Annotated in this window: 21 protein-coding genes; 8 read left to right on the top strand and 13 right to left on the bottom strand. The window is 48.1% G+C overall.

Annotated features, from left to right (window positions below):
* The first annotated feature begins 8 nt into the window (after positions 1 to 8).
* The 3 genes from ACGHTT_RS13000 (at position 9) to ACGHTT_RS12990 (ending at position 2534) form a co-directional block, all read left to right on the top strand.
* A complete protein-coding gene (locus tag ACGHTT_RS13000; protein ID WP_390591119.1) occupies positions 9 to 1301 on the top strand; it encodes a M20/M25/M40 family metallo-hydrolase in 1293 nt (430 codons plus the stop codon).
* 103 nt (positions 1302 to 1404) lie between these two features.
* Entirely contained in the window at positions 1405 to 1776 is a 372-nt protein-coding gene (locus ACGHTT_RS12995; protein ID WP_390591118.1) for an antitoxin Xre/MbcA/ParS toxin-binding domain-containing protein, read from the top strand.
* Positions 1776 to 2534, top strand: coding sequence for an RES family NAD+ phosphorylase (locus tag ACGHTT_RS12990; protein ID WP_390591116.1), 759 nt, complete (start codon positions 1776 to 1778; stop codon positions 2532 to 2534). Before ACGHTT_RS12995 ends, ACGHTT_RS12990 begins: the two co-directional genes overlap by 1 nt.
* 12 nt (positions 2535 to 2546) lie before the next feature.
* Here the strand turns inward: ACGHTT_RS12990 and ACGHTT_RS12985 are convergent, their stop codons facing one another.
* Together ACGHTT_RS12985 and ACGHTT_RS12980 are read right to left on the bottom strand one after the other, a co-directional pair.
* A complete protein-coding gene (locus tag ACGHTT_RS12985; RefSeq protein WP_390591113.1) occupies positions 2547 to 3068 on the bottom strand; it encodes a YfiR/HmsC family protein in 522 nt (173 codons plus the stop codon).
* Between the two features lie 2 nt (positions 3069 to 3070).
* A complete protein-coding gene (locus ACGHTT_RS12980) occupies positions 3071 to 5410 on the bottom strand; it encodes a TonB-dependent receptor plug domain-containing protein (RefSeq protein WP_390591111.1) in 2340 nt (779 codons plus the stop codon).
* A 278-nt stretch (positions 5411 to 5688) separates the two neighbouring features.
* On the opposite strand from ACGHTT_RS12980, the gene ACGHTT_RS12975 reads away from it, so the two are divergent.
* Positions 5689 to 8910: an ATP-binding protein gene (locus tag ACGHTT_RS12975; RefSeq protein WP_390591109.1), complete on the top strand. Its 3222-nt coding sequence runs from the start codon at positions 5689 to 5691 to the stop codon at positions 8908 to 8910.
* A 1-nt stretch (position 8911) separates the two neighbouring features.
* Here the strand turns inward: ACGHTT_RS12975 and glpK are convergent, their stop codons facing one another.
* Complete coding sequence (gene glpK / locus ACGHTT_RS12970; RefSeq protein WP_390591107.1) at positions 8912 to 10411, bottom strand: glycerol kinase GlpK; 1500 nt, start codon at positions 10409 to 10411, stop codon at positions 8912 to 8914.
* A gap of 255 nt (positions 10412 to 10666) precedes the next feature.
* Between glpK and tal the strand changes: the two genes are divergently transcribed.
* Positions 10667 to 11599, top strand: coding sequence for a transaldolase (gene tal / locus ACGHTT_RS12965; RefSeq protein ID WP_390591106.1), 933 nt, complete (start codon positions 10667 to 10669; stop codon positions 11597 to 11599).
* A gap of 62 nt (positions 11600 to 11661) precedes the next feature.
* Positions 11662 to 12441, top strand: a complete 780-nt coding sequence (locus ACGHTT_RS12960; RefSeq protein ID WP_390591104.1) for a hydratase — start codon at positions 11662 to 11664, stop codon at positions 12439 to 12441.
* 96 nt (positions 12442 to 12537) lie between these two features.
* Here the strand turns inward: ACGHTT_RS12960 and ACGHTT_RS12955 are convergent, their stop codons facing one another.
* The 5 genes from ACGHTT_RS12955 to ACGHTT_RS12935 all read right to left on the bottom strand — a co-directional run bounded on the left by ACGHTT_RS12955 (position 12538) and on the right by ACGHTT_RS12935 (position 18048).
* Positions 12538 to 14280, bottom strand: coding sequence for an alpha-amylase family glycosyl hydrolase (locus tag ACGHTT_RS12955; RefSeq protein WP_390591102.1), 1743 nt, complete (start codon positions 14278 to 14280; stop codon positions 12538 to 12540).
* Positions 14281 to 14296: 16 nt separating this feature from the next.
* The gene (locus ACGHTT_RS12950) at positions 14297 to 15520 is read right to left on the bottom strand and encodes a glycosyl transferase (RefSeq protein WP_390591101.1); all 1224 of its coding nucleotides are present in this window, start codon (positions 15518 to 15520) and stop codon (positions 14297 to 14299) included.
* A gap of 27 nt (positions 15521 to 15547) precedes the next feature.
* Positions 15548 to 16408: an HAD-IIB family hydrolase gene (locus ACGHTT_RS12945; RefSeq protein ID WP_390591100.1), complete on the bottom strand. Its 861-nt coding sequence runs from the start codon at positions 16406 to 16408 to the stop codon at positions 15548 to 15550.
* The gene (locus ACGHTT_RS12940) at positions 16383 to 17303 is read right to left on the bottom strand and encodes a zeta toxin family protein (protein WP_390591099.1); all 921 of its coding nucleotides are present in this window, start codon (positions 17301 to 17303) and stop codon (positions 16383 to 16385) included. Before ACGHTT_RS12940 ends, ACGHTT_RS12945 begins: the two co-directional genes overlap by 26 nt.
* A gap of 262 nt (positions 17304 to 17565) precedes the next feature.
* Positions 17566 to 18048: an asparaginase domain-containing protein gene (locus tag ACGHTT_RS12935; RefSeq protein WP_390591098.1), complete on the bottom strand. Its 483-nt coding sequence runs from the start codon at positions 18046 to 18048 to the stop codon at positions 17566 to 17568.
* A gap of 262 nt (positions 18049 to 18310) precedes the next feature.
* Between ACGHTT_RS12935 and ACGHTT_RS12930 the strand changes: the two genes are divergently transcribed.
* A complete protein-coding gene (locus tag ACGHTT_RS12930) occupies positions 18311 to 19570 on the top strand; it encodes a glycosyltransferase (RefSeq protein ID WP_390591097.1) in 1260 nt (419 codons plus the stop codon).
* Between the two features lie 107 nt (positions 19571 to 19677).
* Here ACGHTT_RS12930 and ACGHTT_RS12925 read toward each other — a convergent pair whose 3' ends face one another.
* The 4 genes from ACGHTT_RS12925 to ACGHTT_RS12910 form a co-directional block, all read right to left on the bottom strand.
* Positions 19678 to 20220, bottom strand: coding sequence for an energy transducer TonB (locus tag ACGHTT_RS12925; RefSeq protein ID WP_390591095.1), 543 nt, complete (start codon positions 20218 to 20220; stop codon positions 19678 to 19680).
* A 116-nt stretch (positions 20221 to 20336) separates the two neighbouring features.
* Positions 20337 to 20585 (bottom strand): DUF3820 family protein, encoded by a 249-nt coding sequence (locus tag ACGHTT_RS12920; protein WP_390591094.1) that lies wholly within the window; start codon positions 20583 to 20585, stop codon positions 20337 to 20339.
* 5 nt (positions 20586 to 20590) lie between these two features.
* Entirely contained in the window at positions 20591 to 20914 is a 324-nt protein-coding gene (gene yciH, locus ACGHTT_RS12915; protein WP_390591093.1) for a stress response translation initiation inhibitor YciH, read from the bottom strand.
* Positions 20901 to 21245, bottom strand: a complete 345-nt coding sequence (locus tag ACGHTT_RS12910; RefSeq protein WP_390591092.1) for a hypothetical protein — start codon at positions 21243 to 21245, stop codon at positions 20901 to 20903. Before ACGHTT_RS12910 ends, yciH begins: the two co-directional genes overlap by 14 nt.
* A gap of 114 nt (positions 21246 to 21359) precedes the next feature.
* On the opposite strand from ACGHTT_RS12910, the gene ACGHTT_RS12905 reads away from it, so the two are divergent.
* Positions 21360 to 22208: an ion transporter gene (locus tag ACGHTT_RS12905; protein ID WP_390591090.1), complete on the top strand. Its 849-nt coding sequence runs from the start codon at positions 21360 to 21362 to the stop codon at positions 22206 to 22208.
* Positions 22209 to 22212: 4 nt separating this feature from the next.
* Here ACGHTT_RS12905 and ACGHTT_RS12900 read toward each other — a convergent pair whose 3' ends face one another.
* Positions 22213 to 22833 carry a LysE family translocator gene (locus tag ACGHTT_RS12900; RefSeq protein WP_390591089.1) on the bottom strand — a complete coding sequence of 207 codons (621 nt, stop codon included), beginning with the start codon at positions 22831 to 22833 and terminating at the stop codon, positions 22213 to 22215.
* Positions 22834 to 22868: the final 35 nt, after the last annotated feature.

The following is a 22868-nucleotide window of genomic DNA, read 5'->3' as shown; positions in this document are numbered from 1 at the left end:
AGTCAACAATGAATGTAAAAGCCACGTGGTTGTTCTTTTTATGGTTGGTGACTAGCGCCAGCTACGCCGCTGATGAACAGGATCTTGTTAAGCACATAATGGCCTCTGTGACAGCGGAAAAAACCTACGGAACTCAATTGTTGGAGCGAGTCGTAAACATCAATAGTGGCACCGATAATGCTGCCGGTGTGAAAGCCGTGGCTGATGTGTTTGCTCCGGAGTTTAAGGCGCTCGGTTTTCAAGTGACTTGGCTGGATGGCAAAAGCTTTAATCGAGCAGGGCATCTGGTTGCAGAATACGGCAAGGTTGGTCCGAAGTTACTATTAATTGGCCATCTAGACACAGTCTTTGCTCAAGACAGTGAGTTTCAACGTTATCAACCGGTAGATGAGCGCTACGTGCGCGGCCCAGGTATTACCGATATGAAAGGCGGTGATGTTGTGATGTTGCTGGCAATTAAGGCATTAAAAGCCGCCGGTGTGCTCGATCGCTTGCAGCTACGCGTGGTATTAACCGGCGATGAAGAAAGCCGTGGCACACCAATGAGCCTGGCCACCCAGGCGCTGGTTGAGGCCGGTGACTGGGCCGATATCGCCTTGGGCTTTGAGGATGGTGATAGCAACCCAGAAACGGCGGTCATTGCTCGTCGCAGTTCGGCAAATTGGGCACTGACGGTGCAGGGGCGACCCGCGCACTCCTCGCAAATATTTCAACCAGACGTGGGTGATGGGGCCATTTTTGAGATGGCGCGGGTGTTGAACGGCTTTCGGCAGTCCTTATCCGGCCAGACCTTGCTCACCTTTAACCCGGGCGTTGTGGTTGCTGGCACCGATACCGGATTAGCGAGCGATGGGCGGGGTAAGGCGTTTGGTAAAGCCAACGTCATAGCGGCCGAGGCTAGGGTAACTGGAGATTTACGCGCTATCTCAGCCGAGCAACAACAACAGGCTTGGATCGCTATGGCTAAGATTGCTGCCGACAGCTTGCCCCATACGCATACCACTTTTAGTTACGAGGATCGCTACCCGCCCATGGCGCCTACCGAGGGCAATAAGCGGTTACTGGCGCTTTATAGTCGAGCGAGTGAAGATCTGGGTTACGGGCCAGTGCGAGCGGTTGATCCACGTAAGGCTGGCGCTGCCGATATTTCATTTGTAGCCAACCACGTTAACATGGCTCTTGATGGCTTGGGTTTGATGGGCGCTGGTGGCCATACCGACCAAGAGACGGCTGATATGGATACGTTGGTAAGCCTAGCGGCGAGAGCGGCATTGTTGATGGCGAGACTGGCTGACTACTGAATCTCGCTTGAATAGTATGGGTTCGTGCAAATGCACTAAATGTTCTTTATTTGTGCGTTTGTTTTGGTTATGCTAAGGCTTCATATGTTTGATGGGGCTCGTCATGTCCGCTTTACAGAAAAGCCAACCCGATCCGTCCGAGGTGCTGTGCAAAGCGCTATTGAATACTCAGCAGGCACTGGGGTTAAGTAACGAAGAGCTGGGGCGTGTTATCGGTAAAGACCGAACCACTATTGGTCGGATTTTTGATAAAGGCGTGTTAGCGCCAAGTACTAAAGAGGGCGAGTTGGCTCTATTGTTGGTGCGCGTCTATCGAGGGTTGTTCGCATTGGTTGGTGGTAGTCACAGCCAAATGCAGCATTGGCTCAACACTTTAAATGTACATTTGAGCGATACGCCTCGGAATATGTTAACCAGCGTGCAAGGTTTGGTATCTGTGGTCTCGTATTTGGACGCTATGCGCGGGCGTGTTTGATGGATGTATGGAATCTAGTGCAGGGAGTCCAGTCAGTAGGCCCACTTACTGCCGAATTAGTGAGAGTGGTTGAATCGCAGGAGGGTATTGCAACCCTTTCTTTAGTCGATGGGTTAGAGGAGCAGCAAGTCCTTGAGGAGCTACTGGAAAGCTCTAAACCGGGTAAATTGCATCCACAGTTACACTATCTATTGGCTAGCCCCTTCCGTTACCCACCGTTAAAGTGGGGGAGTCGATTCGGCGCGACTCATGAACCCTCTTTATTCTATGGTTCGCTCAATATTGAAACAGCGTTTGCTGAATGTGCTTTTTACCGGTTCGTATTTTTAAGCGGCCTTGCGGAACCTTTTGCGAAAGCGGTGGTGTCTCAACACACAAGTTTTAATGTTCGCGCTCACGGCAGTCGCGGTATCAACTTAGCCATTGCCCCCTTTGCTCAATACAGTGCAGAATTACGCTCGGCGGATAATTATCAGGTGGCGCAGCAGTTGGGTGCTGCAATGCGGGCCGCTGGCGTACAAATTTTTGTTTATTTATCGGCTCGGGATAATAGGTCTAGCGCTTTAAACGGTGGTGTTTTCGATTCCAGCGTATTTGCCGCGAGTCAACCACAAAAATTTCAAGCCTGGACCTGTCACGCTTCGGCCGACTCTGTGCGTTATTTGGCGGGGCCTGGTCTCATTCAAGGGCGTAAGTCCTTTGAATTTTCTCGCAAGGATTTTTTAGTGGGCGGTAAATTGCCTACACCAGCGCCTTAACACACTCGAGTGCTATTGAATGGCTCTAGAAATTTTGAGAATTTTAGGGTCCCACTTGTAACCCATGAGTTTAGATGCGCCGATATTCATCGCTATACCTGGCATGCCTTCATCATCGTAAATGAAAAGTACCACCCCGCTTTTCGCTTGAGAGATGTCGTTACTGATCGTTAATGCATTGATATCTTTCGCATAGGCAATGGTTTTTTCTAGCTGCTTACTACTGTTGAGGTAGATTAGATGGGGCGTTTCTTGGTTCGGGGCTACATTTAGCCACACCTTTGCTAAGGTCATGTTTCCTATTTTGGCGCCTACTTTTGTGCGTAGATATTTGACGAGGTCGGGGTCGTTGATGATTAAAATATTTAGCTCACTCGGTGCGTCCGATCTCGCTTCGAGCTGCATTAATTTTAATATGATAGCGCCGGTCATTTGCGTGGGTAAGGGTTTTGCATGCGCCTGCGATATTAGCAGTAAGCTTACAAGTAGAGCCGCTAGTATTCGCGTTAGGTTAACGGATGAATGTTTGCGCATGACTAGAGCTCTACACTCATACTAAAGGTAAATGTTGGTTTTTTTACTTGCGCAAGCATTGAGTTTGGAAAGCCGTCGGCATCAATGGTGAAATCGTTGCCGCTCGATGCGCTCTCCACACCAGGCATTAAGTAATCTTCGCCTAGTATGTTTTCGACTTTTAAGCCTAGGCGCCATTGATCCACCTTAAGCACTAGGTTGCCGTCCAATTTAAAAAAGGATTTCGCCTTAATATCCTGATCGCGCAAGGGATTTTGTGAAAAAAGTTCGCGTGCCGATACCCAGTTACCGCGAAGATTAAAATTCCAATGTTGCTGAATGGGCAGGTTGACGATGAGGGTTATTTTATGGGGTGCAATATCGCCTTGTGTATCTGTATGTTTTACCCAAGCGTCTTGATCGTTGTCGTATTGTTGTTCAGCTAAAGCATGGGTATAGGTGTAGTAAAGTTTACTGGTAATATCGGCTGAATTGGCGAGCGGATTATTGAGCCGTATGTCACCTCGGTATTCGAAGCCTTGGATATCCCTGCTGCCTACATTTTCTGAGCCGGCAATGACGTTGGCGTATTGCGCTGCAAACAGAGATAGATCGTGCAGAATATACTTTCCTTGATGGATGGCAATAAATTCTAGATTGCGCGCTTTTTCCGGGCGTAAGGATTGATTGGCGTCGCGACCGCTATATTCGCCGTAGAGTTCTTTCGGCGAGGGTTCTTGAAAAGCTTCGCCGTATACAAGTTTAAAGGTGGTGGCCGGCGTGTGGTGATAAATAGTTGCAATACGGGGATTTATGTCACTGCCATATTCGCTGTTTTTGTCCCAGCGCAAGCCGGCATTAACGCGCCATTTACCCATGTCGTAAATAAATTGGCCAAATACACCTTGGTCAATGGTGCGAGTAAGGTTACCTTTTGGGGTTGATCGTTTGCCTACCGATGGTGACAGGGGGCTGGGGTTTAGCGAACTAATATCCGCGGCGTTAAGTACGCCACTACCATCTGAGGATAGGCCGTCACTTGAATTTGCAGCCTGTGCAGGGCACAAGCCGAGGCCGTCGAAATAGTTGCAAGTTTCGTAGAGCCTCGCGAGCTGTTTCTGTTCATATTTAATGCCGAAACGGGTAGTGAAATTTTCGTTAATGGTGTGATTTAACTGTTGTTCAAAACGCCAAGCGGAGCTGAAATTATTCCATTCTGAGAGGCTTACGTTGTTGTCAAATGATTCCATCCAGTCGCCGCCCACGCGATTTTCGCGGTAAACAAGATCGGTCGATAGCTGAGTTTGTTCACTGAAATTGAATCTGTTGTTTAAATACACCTGCCCAGAGGTGTGCACCCAGTGGCCATTAGGTTGTCCGTCGGCAAATGAATAATAGGGGCCATAGGCTTCGTCCGTCGCCCAATAGGTAGCGCCTAATGTCCAATTGCTTAAACTAATCTCAGCAAAAATACTGCGGTTATCTGATGGGTCATAATAGGCGCCAACAGCCCTGCCTCTGACTTTTTCACCGTCTTGCACCTGTCCATCAACATTGACATCACCGGCAGGACTTGCGTTACCCGTTGCTGGGTCTATGCCTAAGCCAATACCATTGCCCCAGATAATGGGGTCTGAGAGCAATGCTGGGTTTGTATAGCCCCACTCGCTATAGTCATTAATGTTTGGTTCATCGCTGGTAAAAATGCGCCCACCGACGCTGAAGCCAATATCGCCATAGTTTCCCCGCACGTTAAGATCGATCGCTCGGCTATTGAAGCTGCCCGTATATAAGCCCGCCGAAACCGCTGTGCTATTGGGCTCAACCGCAACACCACTCTTAGTAATAATATTGATCACGCCGAGAAAGGCATTGGGGCCGTAAACTGCTCCAGAGGGGCCGTATAGAACCTCAACTCGCTCAATGCTGTTAATCGGGTACTGGCGAGATAGCTGCGCCGAGTGATTCCATAGGTGATTATCGACTCGACCATTAATCAACACTAAGGTTCTCTGGGTCCAAGGCGTCCGGTAGCCTCGCTGGTATGAAACCACTTGCATTGTGCCATTCGTTACTACCGTGTCGAAGCCGGGTAGATCGAGGACAAGGTCATCAAGGCTATCGTAGCCACGACGCTCTATTTGCTGAGCACTAACTATTACCATTGCTGCCGGCGCATCCCTTAGCGCCTCGGGAACAGCAGACCCAGTTTTGGTACTGTTATGCAGGGCCGTGCGCTGATTGAGTAGCTCCTCGAGCGACATGTCATCGAGATCATTGCTTGTCGATTGAGCCTGAGTTGTCACGCTCCAAAGTAAAGCTGCTAAGGTGAGGGATAAGTAAGTAATGATGTGCGATTTCATCAGGTAAACCGTCTTGCCTTCAACTAATCTATTAATCTGCAAGTGTAGTCGCTATGTGAGTCCTTTGACTCGATTGAGCACGATTATTGATTGAATATAGGTTGATTTTTGACCGATGCTAGGATTGATAAAGCCATAATACTGAAGTGTGGCTTAATTTTAGCGATACTAAGCGAATAAGCGCCTAAGGATATTAATATATTGGCATGAAGCGAGCATTGATGGACGGGGATAGAAAACTAACCAGCAACCACAGCATCAGTCGCATGAGCTTTGGTTTGTTTATTGCCGCTGTGGTACTTGTCATACCGTTAATGGTACTTATTTATCTTTATCTTACTGAAATCAACAGGGAGATAAAGCTCTTAGATCGGCAAATTTCCAGCATTCGCGTCATGCAGCAATTTGTCGCATTACAAATCAATTTAACCGATGAATACTATGGTCGTTTCTATCCCAGCAACGAAGCGTTGCAGCAATTTTCGGAGCCAGATGACCCGCATGATAGCTATCAATCCCGAGCGCAACCTATTGCGCTATTAAATACTCAATTTGCTGAGTTAGAGCAAGATCTAAGTCAATATTTCAAAGGCGACTTGAGAGCTTGGCCAGTTATTCGATCACAAATGACGGCATTCTGGGATGAGGAGGTTTGGTCGGCTTGTTTTAAAAAGGTGCAGGTGGTTGACGCGCCTATAAACGAATTTGTCGCTGATCTTTTTATGGTGTCAAACTTAGGTCTATCAAGTTCTGAACAGATCCGTATCGCTGCCCATCTTTTGTTTGTTGGTGTTGGAAAGTCGAAGTTTTCATTGTTTAACGTATCTGAGCAGCTGGCTCTATTGGTGTTTTCTCCACCAAGCGACAGTATGGATGACGATATTTTGGCGTTAGATAGTGCCATTGAAAAACTTTACAGCCTGCCACTGAGTCTGCGTGAAAAGGAGGCGCTAGGACATAGTGAATTTATGTCGGCAGAGTCTGTTGCGGAAGATCTGCAATTTAATGACTTACTGGAGATGTCTAAACGCTTACTGGAAAAGAAGCGGCGATTGCTTTTTATCGGAGCCCTCGACAGTGAAATGAGCGACATGGGCTTGGCGGTCGAGATTGAAACATTAAGAGGTTTGGTTTGGGATAGATTTAATAGTCACAACCGTGTGCAAATTCAATTGGCTCGTTTTTTAGAGAGCGAATTACAGTTGGAGCGAGATTCAGTCTATAGCTGGCGTAATTTAATGTTGCTAGTGGTGCTTTCTTTGATGGCTTTTGGCGTGGTTTTGGGTACCTATATTATTGCCAACATTCGAATCGCTCAGGAGCAGCTTGGTAACCATAATGTTTCGTTGGAGGAAACGGTTAAGACGAGAACGCAAGAGATAGTGAGTGCAAAGAATCAGGCCGAGCAGTTAAATAGAATTCTTGGTAAACAAACACAGATATCAAGTGAGTTAGCTAGAAAGGCCGAAATGGCTAACTCAGCTAAAAGCCTCTTTCTGGCTGCTATGAGCCATGAAATAAGAACGCCATTAAATGCTGTTCTAGGCGGCGCTAATATTTTAGCAAAGTCTGAGCTAAGCCAAAGACAGAAAAGTATACTTAATTTGATTGCTCAGTCCGGAAAGACGTTGTTGGATTTGATTAATGAGATCTTGGATTTTTCTAAAATTGAAGCTGATCAATTGCATTTGGAGTCTACTCCCTTTGATCTCGAACAATGTGTTGTCGATGTGATTTCCATGTTTTCACTAAAAGCCAAAGAAAAGGATATCTATTTACGGTTGTTCTTTGACTCAAGAGTAGAAGGGGCATGGATAGGTGATCCATTAAGAGTTAAACAAATTATTATTAATCTATTGAGTAATGCCATTAAATTTACTCATGTAGGCGGTGTCAGTGTCAGGGTGTCGCTGAGCGATAAGGGTGAAGTGGTTTTTGGCGTTCATGATACTGGTATAGGTGTTAAGTCTGATCAATTAAAAGTTTTGTTTGAAGCGTTTGTGCAGAGTGATAGCTCGACCACCCGAAAATATGGTGGCACAGGTTTAGGCTTGTCTATCAGTAAACGCTTGGCTGTTCTGCACGGCGGAGACATCTCGGTAGAGAGTACATTCGGCCGTGGCTCCAGCTTTCTTCTATCCCTGCCACTGGAGCGATCTGGTCCTCAAGCCGATGTTGAAGTGCTAGAAGGGGTGGGCGTCTTTTTGTTAAGTAGCAATCCAGAGCTTGAGCGCCAGCTTCGTCAGTGGTGCAATAATTTGCAAGTCTTCGAAGATATTAATCAATTGGTTATCTATTTAGATGACTTGAATGAACAGAGTGAGCTCAATGTCGTAATCGTCGCTGAAAGCTCTGCGTTAATACATCACCACGATCAGTGGGTTCAAGAGGTTGCACATCGGGATGTAAAGCACTTGACGTTTCCATGGGTTTTGTTAACCAGTCAAGATGCTATTGATTGTGAGGAGTCGTTGCAAATCGCCGAAGAGTTGCGTGCGCTGGATGCCAATATTCAGATGCCACTGCTAGGTAAAGGTTTGCTAATAAGGCAGGCAATTAGGCGTGCTTATAAAGACCCAAAAAGTACTCATGAGAATTGGGTCGAAAGCAGTTCTGTGGCACCGGCTCGATTTTATACTGGGCGGGTGTTGCTCGTTGAGGACGTCTATTTCAATCGAGTCATCGCAAGAGAGTTGTTAGAGTCCTTTGGTTTAATTGTAGATTGTGTTGAAAACGGCGTGCAAGCGGTGGACTTCATGGAAGCGGTTTATAAGTTGCCGGGCAAGGATGAGTTGCCAATAAAGCTAATCCTCATGGACTTGCATATGCCGGAAATGAATGGGCTTGATGCCACTCGCCGTATACGAGAAATTGAGAAGCGTATGTGTTTAGCGCCGATTTCTATTGTTGCTATGACCGCAGATGTGCTAGTTGAAACTCGGGAAGATATTGTTCAGGCGGGTATGAACGGATATTTACCAAAACCCTTTGAAGAGACCGATTTGCACGAGATTCTATCTTCACATTTTAATGTGTTGGACCTTGATGCAATAGAATCAACTGTAGCTGTTTCAGTTGTACAAGATAAGGACACTGCTTGCCAGCGAAGTGCTATGAATAATCTTTGCCAGACTGACGTTGAGGTTTTTGATGGTGATGCCTTATCGACACGGTTAAGGGGTAGAGCGGATAGGGTTGCGGAGCTAGCGATGTCGTTTTTAAGTGGCCTACCAAGTGTTGTTGAAAATATTAAAGGGCTACTTGATCACGCAGACTATCAAAATTTAGTCTTTGCAGCACACACACTTAAAGGGTCGGCCGCTAACCTTGGTGCAATACAATTGCAAAATGCCTCAGCTCAAATTGAGCGTCTGAGTAAGCAGTTGTCGTCAGAGGAAACCGAGATGGACTTAGCCTCGTTACGAGCGATTGCCGATGGGTTGGATGACATGGTTGCAGCCCTTGAATTGGCGGTAAATAGGTATTTAGGCCGTTCGTGATTTATTCGGTTTGGCTGAATACTTGTGTTGCTCGAATAGCCTTTTTCCAATCATTTAATAGTTTTGTGCGGTGAGTTTCCTTGATGGTTGGCCGGTAAACCAATTCATCATCAGCTTCTGTTGTGGTTTCGCTATTGACCGTCAGACTAGATTTTTTTGGCAAAGACGCGAGTAACGCTGCACCTAAAACGGTTAATTCACCTTGCTGAGGCACATGAACGTCTTTGTCGATGATATCGGCAAGTAATTGCATTAACCAAGTGTTTTTGGTCATGCCTCCATCTACTTTCAGTTTGTGCAGGGCAATACCGTCTTTTTCTATGGCACTAATTAGATCAAATGTTTGCAGCGCCACAGATTGCAATGCGGCGGCTGTCATTTCTTTAATGCCAGTATCGCGCGTGAGTCCAAACATGGCACCGCGTGCATCTGGATTCCAATAGGGCGCACCCAGGCCGGTAAAAGCGGGAACAAAGCTGATGGGGCTTAACGCATTGAGCGCCTGGGCAAGACGCTGTGACTCTTGGGCATGGCTAAAGAATGCTAAGCCATCCCTCAACCATTGAATTACGGCGCCGGCAATAAAAATTGAGCCTTCTATGGCGTAAGTGGTTTTGTTGTTTAGGCGATAGGCAACGGTGGTTAGTAAGCGATGTTGGGATTGAACGGCTTGATCGCCGGTATTGATCATCAGAAATGCGCCGGTGCCGTAAGTGCATTTTGCATCGCCGATAGCAAAGCACCGCTGACCCACAAGTGCCGCTTGTTGGTCGCCAATCATCGCACGAATGGGAATTTTTGCACCCAACAGGTTTGGATCCGCATCGCCAAAATCACCCGAGCTATCGACAACATCGGGCAGCAGGCTGCTAGGGATATTGAATAGGTCCAGCAGGTCATTGTCCCATGCTTGATTGTGAATATTGAATAGTAGGGTGCGAGAAGCATTAGTTGCATCAGTTTTATGCGCTTGCCCAGCTGTTAGATTCCACAATAACCAGCTGTCGATGGTGCCAAAAGCGAGTTCACCTTTTTCCGCTAACATTCTGGCATCGGGGATATTATCGAGTAGCCATTGCAATTTCGTGGCAGAAAAGTACGGGTCTAAGATAAGTCCAGTTTTAGCTTGAACCCTAGCTTCATGTCCTTGAGTCTTTAGTGCTTTACATTGTTCATGAGTACGACGATCTTGCCAAACAATTGCATTGTGCAGTGGCTGGCCGGTGCTTCTATGCCATAACACCGTGGTTTCACGCTGGTTGGTTATGCCGATAGCGGCGATATCTTTACCTGTCAGTTGTGCTTGGGCGAGAGCCTCCTTGCAAGTGTTTAATGTCGACTGCCAAATTTCCACCGGGCAGTGCTCAACCCAACCGTCTCGGGGGAAATATTGAGAAAACTCCTGTTGAGCAACCGCCACTTGACTGAGCCCTTGATCAAAAATCACGGCTCGCGAACTGGTAGTACCTTGGTCTATGGCCAGGGTAAACTGAGGTTTCATGGTTGCCCCTATTATTGTCTTTGTTGACCAGTGTACTGGATAAATAAAAGCTGAGCGAGATGCACACAGGTAATCCGTCAACGCTTTTTCATTGATGTAGCTAGCTTTCGAACGTGGTTTTTAGATTAGCTCAGTTTAATGATATGGACTGTTTGTGTGATGGGGTGAAGATATTTATCAGATCACCAACTTTCGCCGTATTAGGGTATTATCCGTTATCGGAACTCATCAAGTAATCAATCAACGGGTGTAATCATGACCAGCGTTTTACAACAGCTACGCGCCTTGACCGACGTGGTGGCTGACACCGGCGATATCGATGCTATTGCCAAGTTTAAGCCGAAGGATGCTACCACCAACCCGAGTTTAATATTGGCCGCGGCACAAATGCCTAACTACCGGTCAATCGTCAGCGCAGCGGTGAAAGACGCTAAAGGGGATATGAGCAAGGCGGTAGACACCTTGGCGGTGGCTATTGGCAAACAAATTGTCGATCTTGTTCCCGGTCGTATTTCCACCGAAGTGGATGCTCGCCTTTCTTTTGATACCCAAAGGATGATTGAAAAGGCTAAGCTATTGATCGATGCCTATGAGGCGCAAGGTGTTAATCGCGCTCGTGTGCTGATTAAAATTGCCGCCACCTGGGAAGGAGTTAAGGCGGCAGAAGTACTTGAGCGAGAAGGCATTCAATGTAATCTCACGTTGTTATTTAGCTTTGCGCAAGCCGTTGCCTGCGCGGAAGCAGGGGTATATTTAATATCGCCTTTCGTCGGTCGCATTTTCGACTGGTATAAAGCAAGAGGTGAGGTTCCAGCCTCACCCGCCGACGATCAGGGGGTGTTATCGGTAAGGCGCATTTATGATTACTATAAAACCCATGGTTACAACACAGTGGTTATGGGGGCGAGTTTTCGCAATGTCGGCCAAGTGAAAGCGCTGGCGGGTTGTGATCGATTAACCATCAGTCCAGCGTTACTGCAAGAATTGGATGCTGAAAGCGAAACACTTGCGCCTCGGTTAGCACCTAACAAAGCGGTGGCAGAAGCCAAAATCTCTTTATCGGAAGCTGAATTCAGGTGGCTTCATAATCAGGATGCCATGGCCACCGAGAAATTGGCCGAAGGTATTCGCAAATTCGCCGAAGACCAAGAAAAGCTAGAGAAATTGCTTAGCGAGTGGCAGGTTTAAGTTAAAATAGCCTTAATAATTAGGTCCCTTAAGGGGCCTTTTTTCTGTCACTGAGAAGCCCTATGACATCATTTAACGCAATACCCGCTGCAGAAATTTTAGCCGAGCGTCGGCTTACCCATACCAAAGGTGATCGCTTGGCTGAAACGATACGGCCGAAAACCCTTGCTGAAGGTTTTGCTGTACAACAACAGGTGTTGGAGTATTGGTGTTCAAAGCGGGCTGATAAGGTCGCCGGCTGGAAATGTTTACTGCCGCCAGAGGGCAAATGGGTGGTGGCTCCCATCTATGGCTCTACGGTATTCGAGGCAACGCGGTCAGCCAACATATGGCCATCCAATGGCTTGGCTCGGATAGAGCCAGAGTTTGCATTTGAGCTGGGTAATGATATTCCCGCGCGTTCAGAAAGCTATAGTAAGGCGGAAATTGATCAGTGTATTTCTGAGGTTCGAATGGCGTTGGAATTAATTGAGGGGCGTTACATCGACCCGAGTCTTTGCGAGTTTCCTGAATTACTCGCCGACGGATTATTTAATCAAGGGCTCGTGGTCGGGCCAGTCGTGGATAGGACGCTGGCCTACGCTGCCGCGAATATAGACATTTCAATGCGTTACGGTGATGGTGAACCACAGCGTTATGAGGGTAAGCATCAGAATCAAGATGCGATTGCGCCGCTATATTGGTTGGTGAATTTCTTGCGAGCTCAAGGCGTACCTTTACAGCATGGTCAATTTATTATTACCGGTTCTTACGCCGGCATTATTGAGGCACCATTGGACACTGACATTACCATGAGTTATTGCGGTCTGGGTGAAATGTCTACTCGATTTAGCGCTTGGTAAATTGATCTGGAATACCAATAATCGACGGGCGTGTGATCGACACGGTCAGTCATTGGAGTAATTGTTACTCTAATGGCTGGCCGTTATAAACCGCGATTAGCGATTGCTAAGCCAGTAGGTTTGGTAAGGCGCTAGGGTCAGCGTTTCGTTTTCCGCATTGAGAGGTAGGTCTGTTATTAAATCTCGCCAGCTGTCTGTACACACCAAATTTATTGCCGACAGTGGTAAGTGAATCGCTAAATGGCTTAAGTTGCTAATACAAAAAATATTTTGTTGCCTATCGATACTTTGACGCCAAAAAGCAAATATTTCATCGCCAAGGTGTAGCGTAAATTGTGTGGCGTTGGGGTGAAATGCGGATTGCTTACCGCGAATTGCGATCAATCGCTTAAGCTCAAAAAATACTCGGTGGTGTTGGCTGTTAGGATCTTCTAGCTGTGTTATCAATTCCGCCACTGACCATTGATGGCGATTGATAGCTCGGTTGTGACCGCTGTGTTCGAGCCGCTGATAGTCATTACCTGTTGCCAATAAACTGTGGATGTAAAACGCCGGAATACCCTCTAAACCAAGCATAATGACGTGGGCACAAATAAAGCGTTCGTAGTTGTAGGCGTCTTGGCCATTTACGGTGCCTTTAAGTGCATCATAGAGTGCGATATTCGCCTCATAAGGTTTTGTTTCGCCGCTTTCGAGCGCACGCCGTGATATTTTTCCGCCAAAAGATTCTAATGTGTTGGTTAGACGCGCTAACTCTTCATCGGAAAGCAACCCCTCTACCGGTCTAAGACCTATGCCATCATGGCTAGCGATGAAATTAAAATAGGTGGTGCCATTGCGAGCCGGTGGCATGGTCATTAGCCAGCGTTTTAGATGTTGAGCGTTACCGGTTAACAGCGCGTGTACTAAAAGTGGCGGCAAGGAGAAATTATAGATCCAATGGGCTTCGTTATTATTGCCGAAATAGCTGAGATTCTCTTGGTTGGGAATGTTGGTTTCTGTAATGATGATTGCGTCTGATGCTGCATGTTCAATCAAGGTGCGTAGTAGTCTAACGACTTCGTGGGTTTCTAGTAAATTGATACTCGATGTGCCCGGCACTTTCCAGAGGAAGGCGATGGCATCAAGCCTGAAAATGCGGATGCCTTGATCGAGATACAAGCGCACAATGGAGACAAACTGTAACAGTACGTCTGGGTTCCTGAAATCGAGGTCGACCTGATCGAAGCTAAACGTGCACCATACATGGCGTGTTCCCGCTTTGGTTTCTATGGCCTGTAAGAGCGGGTTTGTGCGTGGGCGTACCACATCTTTCAGGTCGGCCTGTGGGCTTGCGGTAAAAAAATAATCCTTGCCTGGACCCTCTTGTTTAATAAAATTGTCAAACCAAAAACTACGTGCTGAGCAGTGGTTGATAACGAGATCAGACATGAGTTTGTAGCTTTTCGCGATGCTCGCAATGTGCGACCAGTCGCCCAGTGCTTCGTTTACTGTCGAGTAATCGATCACCGAAAAGCCATCATCAGAGCTGTAGGGAAAAAAGGGCAAAATGTGAACGCTGTTAATGGTGCCTTTTAGGTATGAGTCGAGAAAGCCATTGAGTGTGCTTAACGGCTTTTCGCCATCGGTTATTAAACTATCGCCATAGGTAATGGCGATGGTATCTGTTTCACTCCATAGGTTAGCGTATTGATCCGGTATGTTGTCGACCTTGTGAATGTTCATGGTGTTCAATAGCGACGCTACTGTGGCATCAATATCGAGGTTGGGTCTCACCTGATGGTAAATTTGTTGTAGGTGATCTTTGATTCGCTGCTGAAGTTGTTCATAGGGCGTCATAGTCAGTCCTCAATGATCATTTGGAAAACCGTTCGTTGTCTTCTTCTACAGCAGCCTTTAATCGTTCCAGTACATTCGGCATAGCGCTTATAACGCGATTCCAGCTCGGGATGAATGGCGCCTCCATGGGATTGTCTAGAAAAGACTCTCCCGCTTTCATGATATTTCTTGCAAATAGCTCCACGGCTTTTTCTTCGTTGTGTATATCCAGCGTTAAGCCGTTAATGATGGCATCGTTACGAAATGTTTCGATCAGATCGAGGGCGATACGGTAATAAGTGGCTTTGATCGATCGGAAGGTTTCTGTATTAAACGTTTGGCCTTGGGTGGCGAGCTTTCTAAACAGTGCCTTGGATATATCAATAGACATTTTTGATAGGCCGCCTTGATCATTTTTAGCCGATAGATCTTGATGCTTGTGATCGTAGACGTCGGCAATATCCACTTGGCACAGACGATTGGTTGAATTGTTTCGATACATCTCAGACAGAACGCCAATTTCCAAGCCCCAGTCACTGGGTATGCGGATATCATTTAGTACATCTTTACGGAAGGAAAATTCACCGGCTAAGGCGTAGCGAAAGGTGTCCATGTATTGCAAATAATCCATTTCGCCGAAGATCTTTTTCAGCGAGCGCAGTAGCGGTGTTACCAGTAAACGCGATACTCGACCGTTGAGTTTTCCATCGGCAACGCGGGCGTAATAGCCTTTACAAAACATGTAGTTGAATTGAGGGTTGGCAACAGGGTAAATCAGGCGTGCCAAAAGTTCGCGGGTATAGGTGAGGATATCGCAATCGTGTAATGCAATAGATTCCGAGCGGCCGGTGGCTAACATGTAGCCGATGCAGTACCAAACGTTTCTGCCTTTGCCAGGTTGGGTTGGCGCTATACCCAATTTGATAAGTTCTGCGTCGAGCGCGCGCAGTGCTGGGCCGTCGTTCCAGAGCACACGGTGGTGTTGAGGTAGCTTGCTAAAAAAAGCAAGTGCATCACGGTATTGCGCTTCGTTGGCGCGGTCTAGCCCGATAACGATCTCAGATAAGTAGGGTACTTGGCATAGTTCTTCGACGATGTTGGGCAGCGCTGTGCCCTCTAGCTCTGAATAGAGAGAAGGCAAAATAAGCCCAAGCGGGCGCTTCTGGGAAAAACTGAGCAATTCAGCGTCCAAGTCTTCCACTGGGCGGCGAGTAAGGTTATGCAAGGTTGTGACGATACCGTTTTGATAAAAATCAGCCATGGTTGTGTCCTTAACGTTTTGAAAAAATCACATCGATAAAATAGTTTGGATACCATTGGCCCAGCCTTTCGGACCCGTGTGCTCGCTATAAAATACGCGTTCCGTTCGCGTTAACTTGAGCGTTGGATTGGTGGACGATTGAATAACTAACGCGTAGTCAGCAAGCTCTAGCATGGGCACATCATTTTTACCGTCGCCGGCCGCAATGGTGCGAAAGCTGTGCCTGGCTTTGGAGGTGAAAATTTGTTGCAACCACAACATGGCTTTGCCTTTGTTGCTATCGCCAACAATGTGCAAAAATCGACCGCCCTCGACTATTGTTGCACCAAGTTGGTTCATTTCTTGTGTGAAGGCTATTTTGCTGAGTTCATCGCCCAGCCAAAGCAGAGGTTCGGAGAACTCCCGTTGATTCGCCTGCGCGGCTTGTTCTAGGCTGAGCCCCGTCGCATCGGCAATACCCTGCGGACCGAGCGCGGTAAAGGTGCTGTATAGGCCTTTAAATCTGTCGCCTAGTTGCGCTAAACATTGAAGCCAGTGGGCTCGATTTTCCGTTAAACCAAAGCGCCAGAAGCCTTGATGCAATTGCGCACCGCCAATGGCTTGAAGTGCGCGCTCAGGCAAGAATGAGAGAGGTAAATAGACTGCAGCACCGTTTTCGACAATGAATGGGTGCCGGTTTTTGAGCTGACTTCTCAGTGGAATGACTTCTGCAAAGGTTTTACTGGTGCAGCAGATGAGAGGGATTTCTAGCTGATTTAACCGGTTAATTTGATCGTGGGCTGCGCTAAAACTGTAGGTGTGATGATCGAGTAGGGTGCCATCTAGATCGGTAAATATTAACCATGTACTAGGGCCGTTGATCTTATGTAACGCACTGGTGTCGCTCATGCTGAATTCCACGTTGCTCATCAAGTTCATAGAGATGAGACACAAGTGGCGGCATTGACTTAAGCATATGCTCAGTTAGCCGCTGGTAGTGCTGAATAAATCGCGCTACTTGTGCCTGATTCATAACGCCGCTTTGCGTTGTGAATGGAGCACTTTGGTTTGGGCTCGTATTATTTGTTTGCAACTTCTCTGCCAGCTTTTGCTCTTGCTGCCAACGCCAAGCAAAAACGCTCCCGAATGACGGTGCTTTAAGCATGACGGTGATGTCTGCGTAGGTAAAAAAATCTACGTAGGATTGTTTGAGCTGTTCATTGACGAAACGCCGCCAAATGCCTTGGCTATCTTCATTTTGTTCTAACACATTGATCGGCTGTTCGAGGCATTCATCGGGCTCTGGTGTGGCGCCCATACACCAGCCCTCCAAAATTACGACGTCAACAGGTAGGTCAACTGTCTCCCATTGATCCACTGGGGCCCGATCATCGATGCTTTTATCGAAGCGCACCAATGCGGTTGAGCGCCCGTGCTTTAGTGCATCAAGGGTTTCTAGAGCGAGATTAACGTCGTGTGTCCCTGGAACACCACGGGTGGCAAGTAGTGGATGAATGGTGGCTGCCAATTCTGTACGTTGTGCCTTGGTGAGATAAAAATCGTCTAGTGATAAGCACACCGCTGCGCGCTGCTGGTTTTGTTTAAGTGCAGCTTGAAGATAGGCGGCTAGGGTGGATTTGCCAGAGCCTTGGCTACCATTAATAGAGACGAATACCGGTGATTTTTTACGCGATTGTGTGTTTATGTGTTCGATAACAGGCGCGAAGTGTTTATTGGCCCAGGCCAAATAGCGATCGGGCAATCGATGATTATTGACGAATGCTTTTAATAGATCTGCCGACATAGAGTCATTTTCCTAAGCGCTATAATTTCTTTACCTCGACCTATATCACGAGGCGTGCCTGAACCAATGGCGATAAAAACGTTGATCGCACGCTCGATGAAAGCAGGATTTATACCAAAGCTCAAGAATGATCGAAATGCACGATGTTGGAGTGGTCGCGTGCTAGGCGTTGAGTAAGCAAGGGTTGAACAGGTTGACGGGCAGGTGCGAACCGCGGCACTGAATCAAAAACTCAGCACCGCCTCAATGTCAGTTACTTGCGTTATATTTCTTCGAAGCGATTTTCGGCAACATTTTTAACACACTTAGCTGGGTCGAAGACGCGGCCATTCATCGCAATATAAACCCCTTCTGGCATGGTTTGAGCAACCATCACCGCAGCACCTAAATTAAACACCGCATCTGAATCGCGAAATTCTGCTGGGTACATGGCACCCATTAAAACAATGGTCTTGCCAGGTATGCCCTTTAAAAACACACCGGTTTTAGCCATGGTGTCGGTACCGTGGGTTATCACGATTTTTTTGCCGCTCTGCTGTTCAATGGTTTTTCTGAGTAGTGCCCGATCTTCGTCGGTGATATCGAGGCTATCTTTGCGAAATAGTGAGATGAGTGGCGTGTCTAGGGTCACGCCTGCGCGGGCAAGAATTTTAGGCGCTTGAGGTTGGCCTATGTGGTAATCGTTTTTGGCATCGTAATAAATCTTATCGATGGTGCCGCCGGTAGTGATAATGGTTACGCTCATATTGCCCTCTAGGTCGTCGGAAAGAAACGTTGAAAAATGGTGCCATTAAGCACGCGCGGTCAGGCCTAAAATACGCATTAGCACTTGCGGCCAAATTTAGGTGGTTCTTGATTTGCCGAGTCAAGATCTGTTGCGCCTATTTGGCTTAGCTTCTCTGGCCGCCCATCGCTGCACCGATTTTTCACGGGTCTCTTGTTAGGGTGAAAAAAATCGTTACTTGCCGGTACAATGCCGGCTCAATAGAGCCAGTGTGACGTATTAAATGGCAAAAACCTTACTTATTGTAGGCTACGTGTGGCCGGAGCCTCGCTCCTCGGCGGCGGGAACGCGCATTCTACAGCTTATTCGATGGGCGCAGACGGCGGGTTACGAGGTTACGTTCGCCTGTGCGGCAGAAAAAGGCGCTAATTTTGACGCGCTTGACGGGCTGGGTATCGGCACCCTTGCCATCGCGCTGAATTGTTCAAGTTTTGATACATCAGTGGCGCAGCTGCAGCCAACCCTGGTGATCTTTGACCGGTTTGTGACCGAGGAGCAATTTGGCTGGCGCGTTCAGCAGGCTTGCCCAGCTGCCTTACGGGTATTGGATTCAGAGGATCTGCATTGCTTGCGCGATGCGCGCCAGCGCGCCCATAAGGCCAAGGCCTGCGTGCTTAGCCCGTCAAATGAATTTCTTCTTAGCGAGATGGCACAGCGAGAAATTGCGGCTATTTACCGCTGCGATCTCACCTTGGTTATTTCCGATGCCGAAGTGGTGCTGTTGCAGGAGCGGTTTCGAGTGCCTGCGGATCTGCTGTTTCATTGTCCCTTTATGTACGCGCCGCCGATGGCGGAACAATGGCTGAGTTATTCGGACAAGCAGCATTTCATCTTTATTGGTAATTACCTGCACGCGCCTAATTGGGATGCCATCTTGTTTCTTCGGGCCTGGTGGCCGGCCATTCGCAAACAGCTTCCGCAGGCTGAATTACACATTTACGGTGCTTATCCGCCGAAAAAAGCCATGCAGATGGATAATCCGAGCCTGGGCTTTCGTGTTCTGGGCTGGGCTAAGGATGCTTTACAGGTCATGTCCGATGCGCGGGTGTGTTTGGCGCCGCTTAGGTTTGGTGCAGGTATAAAAGGTAAGTTGGCCGAGGCGATGCTGTGCGGCACACCGAGTGTTACTACCGATATTGGTGCCGAAGGTATGCACCAGGCACAGCAGTTACCCTGGCCGGGCATTATTGCCAACTCAGCCGATGACCTTGTTGCCGCCGCCGTTGCTTTATATAGCGACCAAACCTTGTGGTATGAGGCGCAGGCGCAGGGTTTGGTGAATACCCATGCCTTGTTTGATCGCAAGCGGCTAGAAGCGGATTTAACTCAGCGGGTAAACGGACTTTTGCAGCGCTTAGATCAACACCGGTTAGAAAACTTCATGGGCAACCTGTTGTGGCAGCAGCAATACCGTAGCACCGAGTTCATGTCGCGCTGGATCGAGGTGAAATCAAAATTGAAAGTTATCGAGCAGGCCGACTAAGGGCTCATCGACTATTGGAAGCCGCGAGGCCCGTAGACTCGGTTCTTACTGAATCTGCAAACGCGATGGTCTGAGTTGGCATTACTCGCGTCATCGCCTCTAAATATTTAAGCACTTTTGCGAATGTTGTCGTCGTATTTCTTGCTCAGAACATCGTAAAACTGCTCGCGTAGTTTGTAGATGTCCTGCTTTATGTCGGCAATTTCTTGGTTGCTGATGTCACGTCGCCCCACATAGACCTGCTTTCTAAAGACGGCAATTTGCGCACCGTATAAGCGTAGGTTTTTTTCTAAACCTTTCTCGCCAATCAACAGAAGGTTGGCCTCGGCGTCGGCCATGCGGCGGAACTCTTGCACCAATTCATTGTTAATGCTGTCGAGTTCGGCGCGTCTCGCCTGTGGCCAGCGCGGGCCAAAGCGCACAGACTCAATGACCAGTGCCGAATATTTGGCGAAACAATGGCTGACATTGCCCATTTGGCGCGATACTTCCTCGTAAACTTTAAGCTTGCGCTTGGCTGCTACGGCGTCTGGCGATGTTGGAGAGGCTTGCTTTTTTCGCGCTATCCATAAGCCAAAGCCCAGTAGGCAAGCGCCCATGGCAATTTTTGCCAATGTATCTAGCAGCGTCCAGATGATGGCCTGATCCATTGCTTGTTCCTCACTAATACAGCGTCAACCGCCAAAATAATGACGGTTTAAGGTTAATTGTTGACTGCATAAGTGCTAGAGCAAAACCTAGGCCAAAGGGCGTGCGTTTGCTGGGGTCAGGCGTTGGGGTTGAAACTGGCTGGGCGATTGCGCAGGGGTTCTAGGATGGGCTCTAGGCCATTGACTTTGATTTCGTGGATCAGGGCTAGGAGTTCACCGAGTCTTCCCTTCGGGAACCCTTGGCCGTGAAACCACACCAGATAAGGCTCGGGTAGATCGGCGAGTTTACGCCCTTGGTATTTACCAAAGGGCATGTCGGTGCTGACCAGCAGCTTTAGATACTCGGGCGGGAAAGGAAAATCCATCGCTGTTAACCGCCAGCCAATTTAACGGTGAAGCCGCGCTTCTCCAATTCGGCTTTGAGTTTGTCGCGCATATCGCCTTGGATTTCAATGTCCCACTCTTTGACAGCGCCGCCCACGCCACACACTTGTTTGAGTGCTTTTGCTAAGGTTTTGAGTTCTTCCGTTGGTAAGCCCAGGCCGCTAATCACACTGACCGCCTTACCACCTCGACCTTTAGTAGAGCGCGCGATACGGACAATACCGTCGGAGCTGGGCGCCGCTACTTGGGTTTGGGCTTCTTTGATCCGGCCGGTTTCGGTGGAATACACCAAGCGATTATTCTTGCTCATTGTCTGACTCACTGGGTTCGATGACTTTTTGCAACTTTTGAAACAGGGCGCCCGTGATGACCAGCGCAAGGCCTAAACTGAAAAGTAGCCGTGGGTCGACAAATAGCCACTGGTAGTAGTAGAAAAGCGGTGCCAAGATCACCGCGACGAAAAGGCCGCTGCTAATTAATGACTCGGCCTTTTCCGGTAGCGTGACACTCTGTTGGCAATGGGGGCAAGGAAACGCCTCGCGCGCCAAGTAGGTCTGCAATAACCCATTTTCACGCAATTCGCTTTTGGTGACAGGGTGTTGGCACCAAGGGCAGCGCAGGGGTGAAAGTATCAGTGACATGCCTTAACCTTTAGGTTCTCGGTGGCCCAGCTTGCCACCATTGCAAAAGTAGGCCGCTATTGTAATGCTTGTGGCCCCCAGATTAAACGCTAAACCCGAGCAGGAACTAACTTTATGCCAAGCAACGGCAATGTCGAACCGATGGTGTTGAAAGAGCGCATCGCAAAAATTATTTTTGGTTATGATACGCCGGCAGGCAGGGCGTTTGACTTGGCGCTCATCGCGTTAATTTTGACCAGTGTACTGGTCATGATGCTGGAAAGTGTGGCCGGCGTTTCCGGACGTTGGCCCAGCGCGTTAACCTGGGCAGAATGGATTTTCACCGTGATTTTCACGGTTGAATATGGCACCCGAATTTATGTTGCCCCTAACCGTTGGGCTTACATAAAAAGTTTTTACGGTTTAGTGGATCTACTCTCTATTTTACCTTCATATTTAGGTTTGTTCTTTGGCGACTTAAATTACCTGTTGGTTATTAGGTTGTTACGGGTGCTGAGAATTTTTCGTATTTTGAAATTAGCACGCTATCTTCAAGAGGCCAACGTGTTAGTGCGCTCAATGCTGATGGCACGACGAAAAATACTGGTGTTTTTTAGTTCTGTGTTGGTGCTAACTACCGTGTTTGGCTCATTGATGTACGTCGTAGAGGGGCCGCACAATGGGTTTACCAGCATTCCTAAAAGTATTTACTGGGCGATTGTGAGCATTACCACCGTCGGCTATGGCGATATTACGCCACATACCCCCTTAGGGCAGGTGTTGGCGGCGCTGGTGATGTTAACCGGCTACTCCATCATTGCGATTCCAACCGGTATTTTTACCGCCGAATTGGTACAGCAGGTTAGCCGCCAACGCATGGATGTGCAGTGCACTAATTGTCAAAAAAATAATCACGAGGCAGACGCGCAGTTTTGCCGCGCCTGTGGCGCGGCTTTACCCGAAGCCATTGAGCCCAAGTCGTGAAAACCTAGTTCAATATAATGGTCGCGGCGAGTAGTGCGATGACCAAAGCAAACAGTTGGTTAATTTTTTTCTGATGTAGGCTCAGCCAAGATAAAATTTTTGGTGTGGCCAATCCCCAGGCCACGAGCAGGTACCATAGCGTGTCTATGGTGCCGGCGGTAAACGCTAAAATGAGCTTGTCGCCGAGCCCCGCGTCTACTTGCACGAATTGGCTGAACAAGGCTAAAAAAAAGATCGCCATTTTCGGGTTGAGCAGAGCAATCATCAATCCGCTGACAAAACCTGGCGCTTTAGTATTTCGTGTGGGTTCGGCTTGGGGCGAGTTTTGGTCTTGACCTTGTTGCGTGCTGACAAAGGTTTTATAGGCGATGAACAGCAAAAACGCGGCGCCTAAATAGCGAATGACATCAAAGATCACCGGAGACTGGGCGATGATAACGGCAAGACCTAAGGCTGTCGCCGCCGCGTAAGCTGTCACGCCCAAGCCGTGCCCCACGGCTGTCAAAATACCGGCTTTGCGCCCGTGATTGACCGTGTTGTTCATGACCACCGCTAAACTTGGCCCGGGTGACATAGCACCGAGCGCGCAAATTCCAGCAACAGATAACCAACTGCTCAACAACATACAAAACCTCGAAAAAAGTGTTCGGTGGAGTGTGC

The organism is Simiduia litorea, from assembly GCF_042853465.1.
GTDB classification, from domain to species: Bacteria; Pseudomonadota; Gammaproteobacteria; order Pseudomonadales; family Cellvibrionaceae; genus Simiduia; species Simiduia litorea.
Note: the sequence above shows the minus strand (reverse complement) of the source record. Positions and strands in the feature narration are given on the sequence as shown.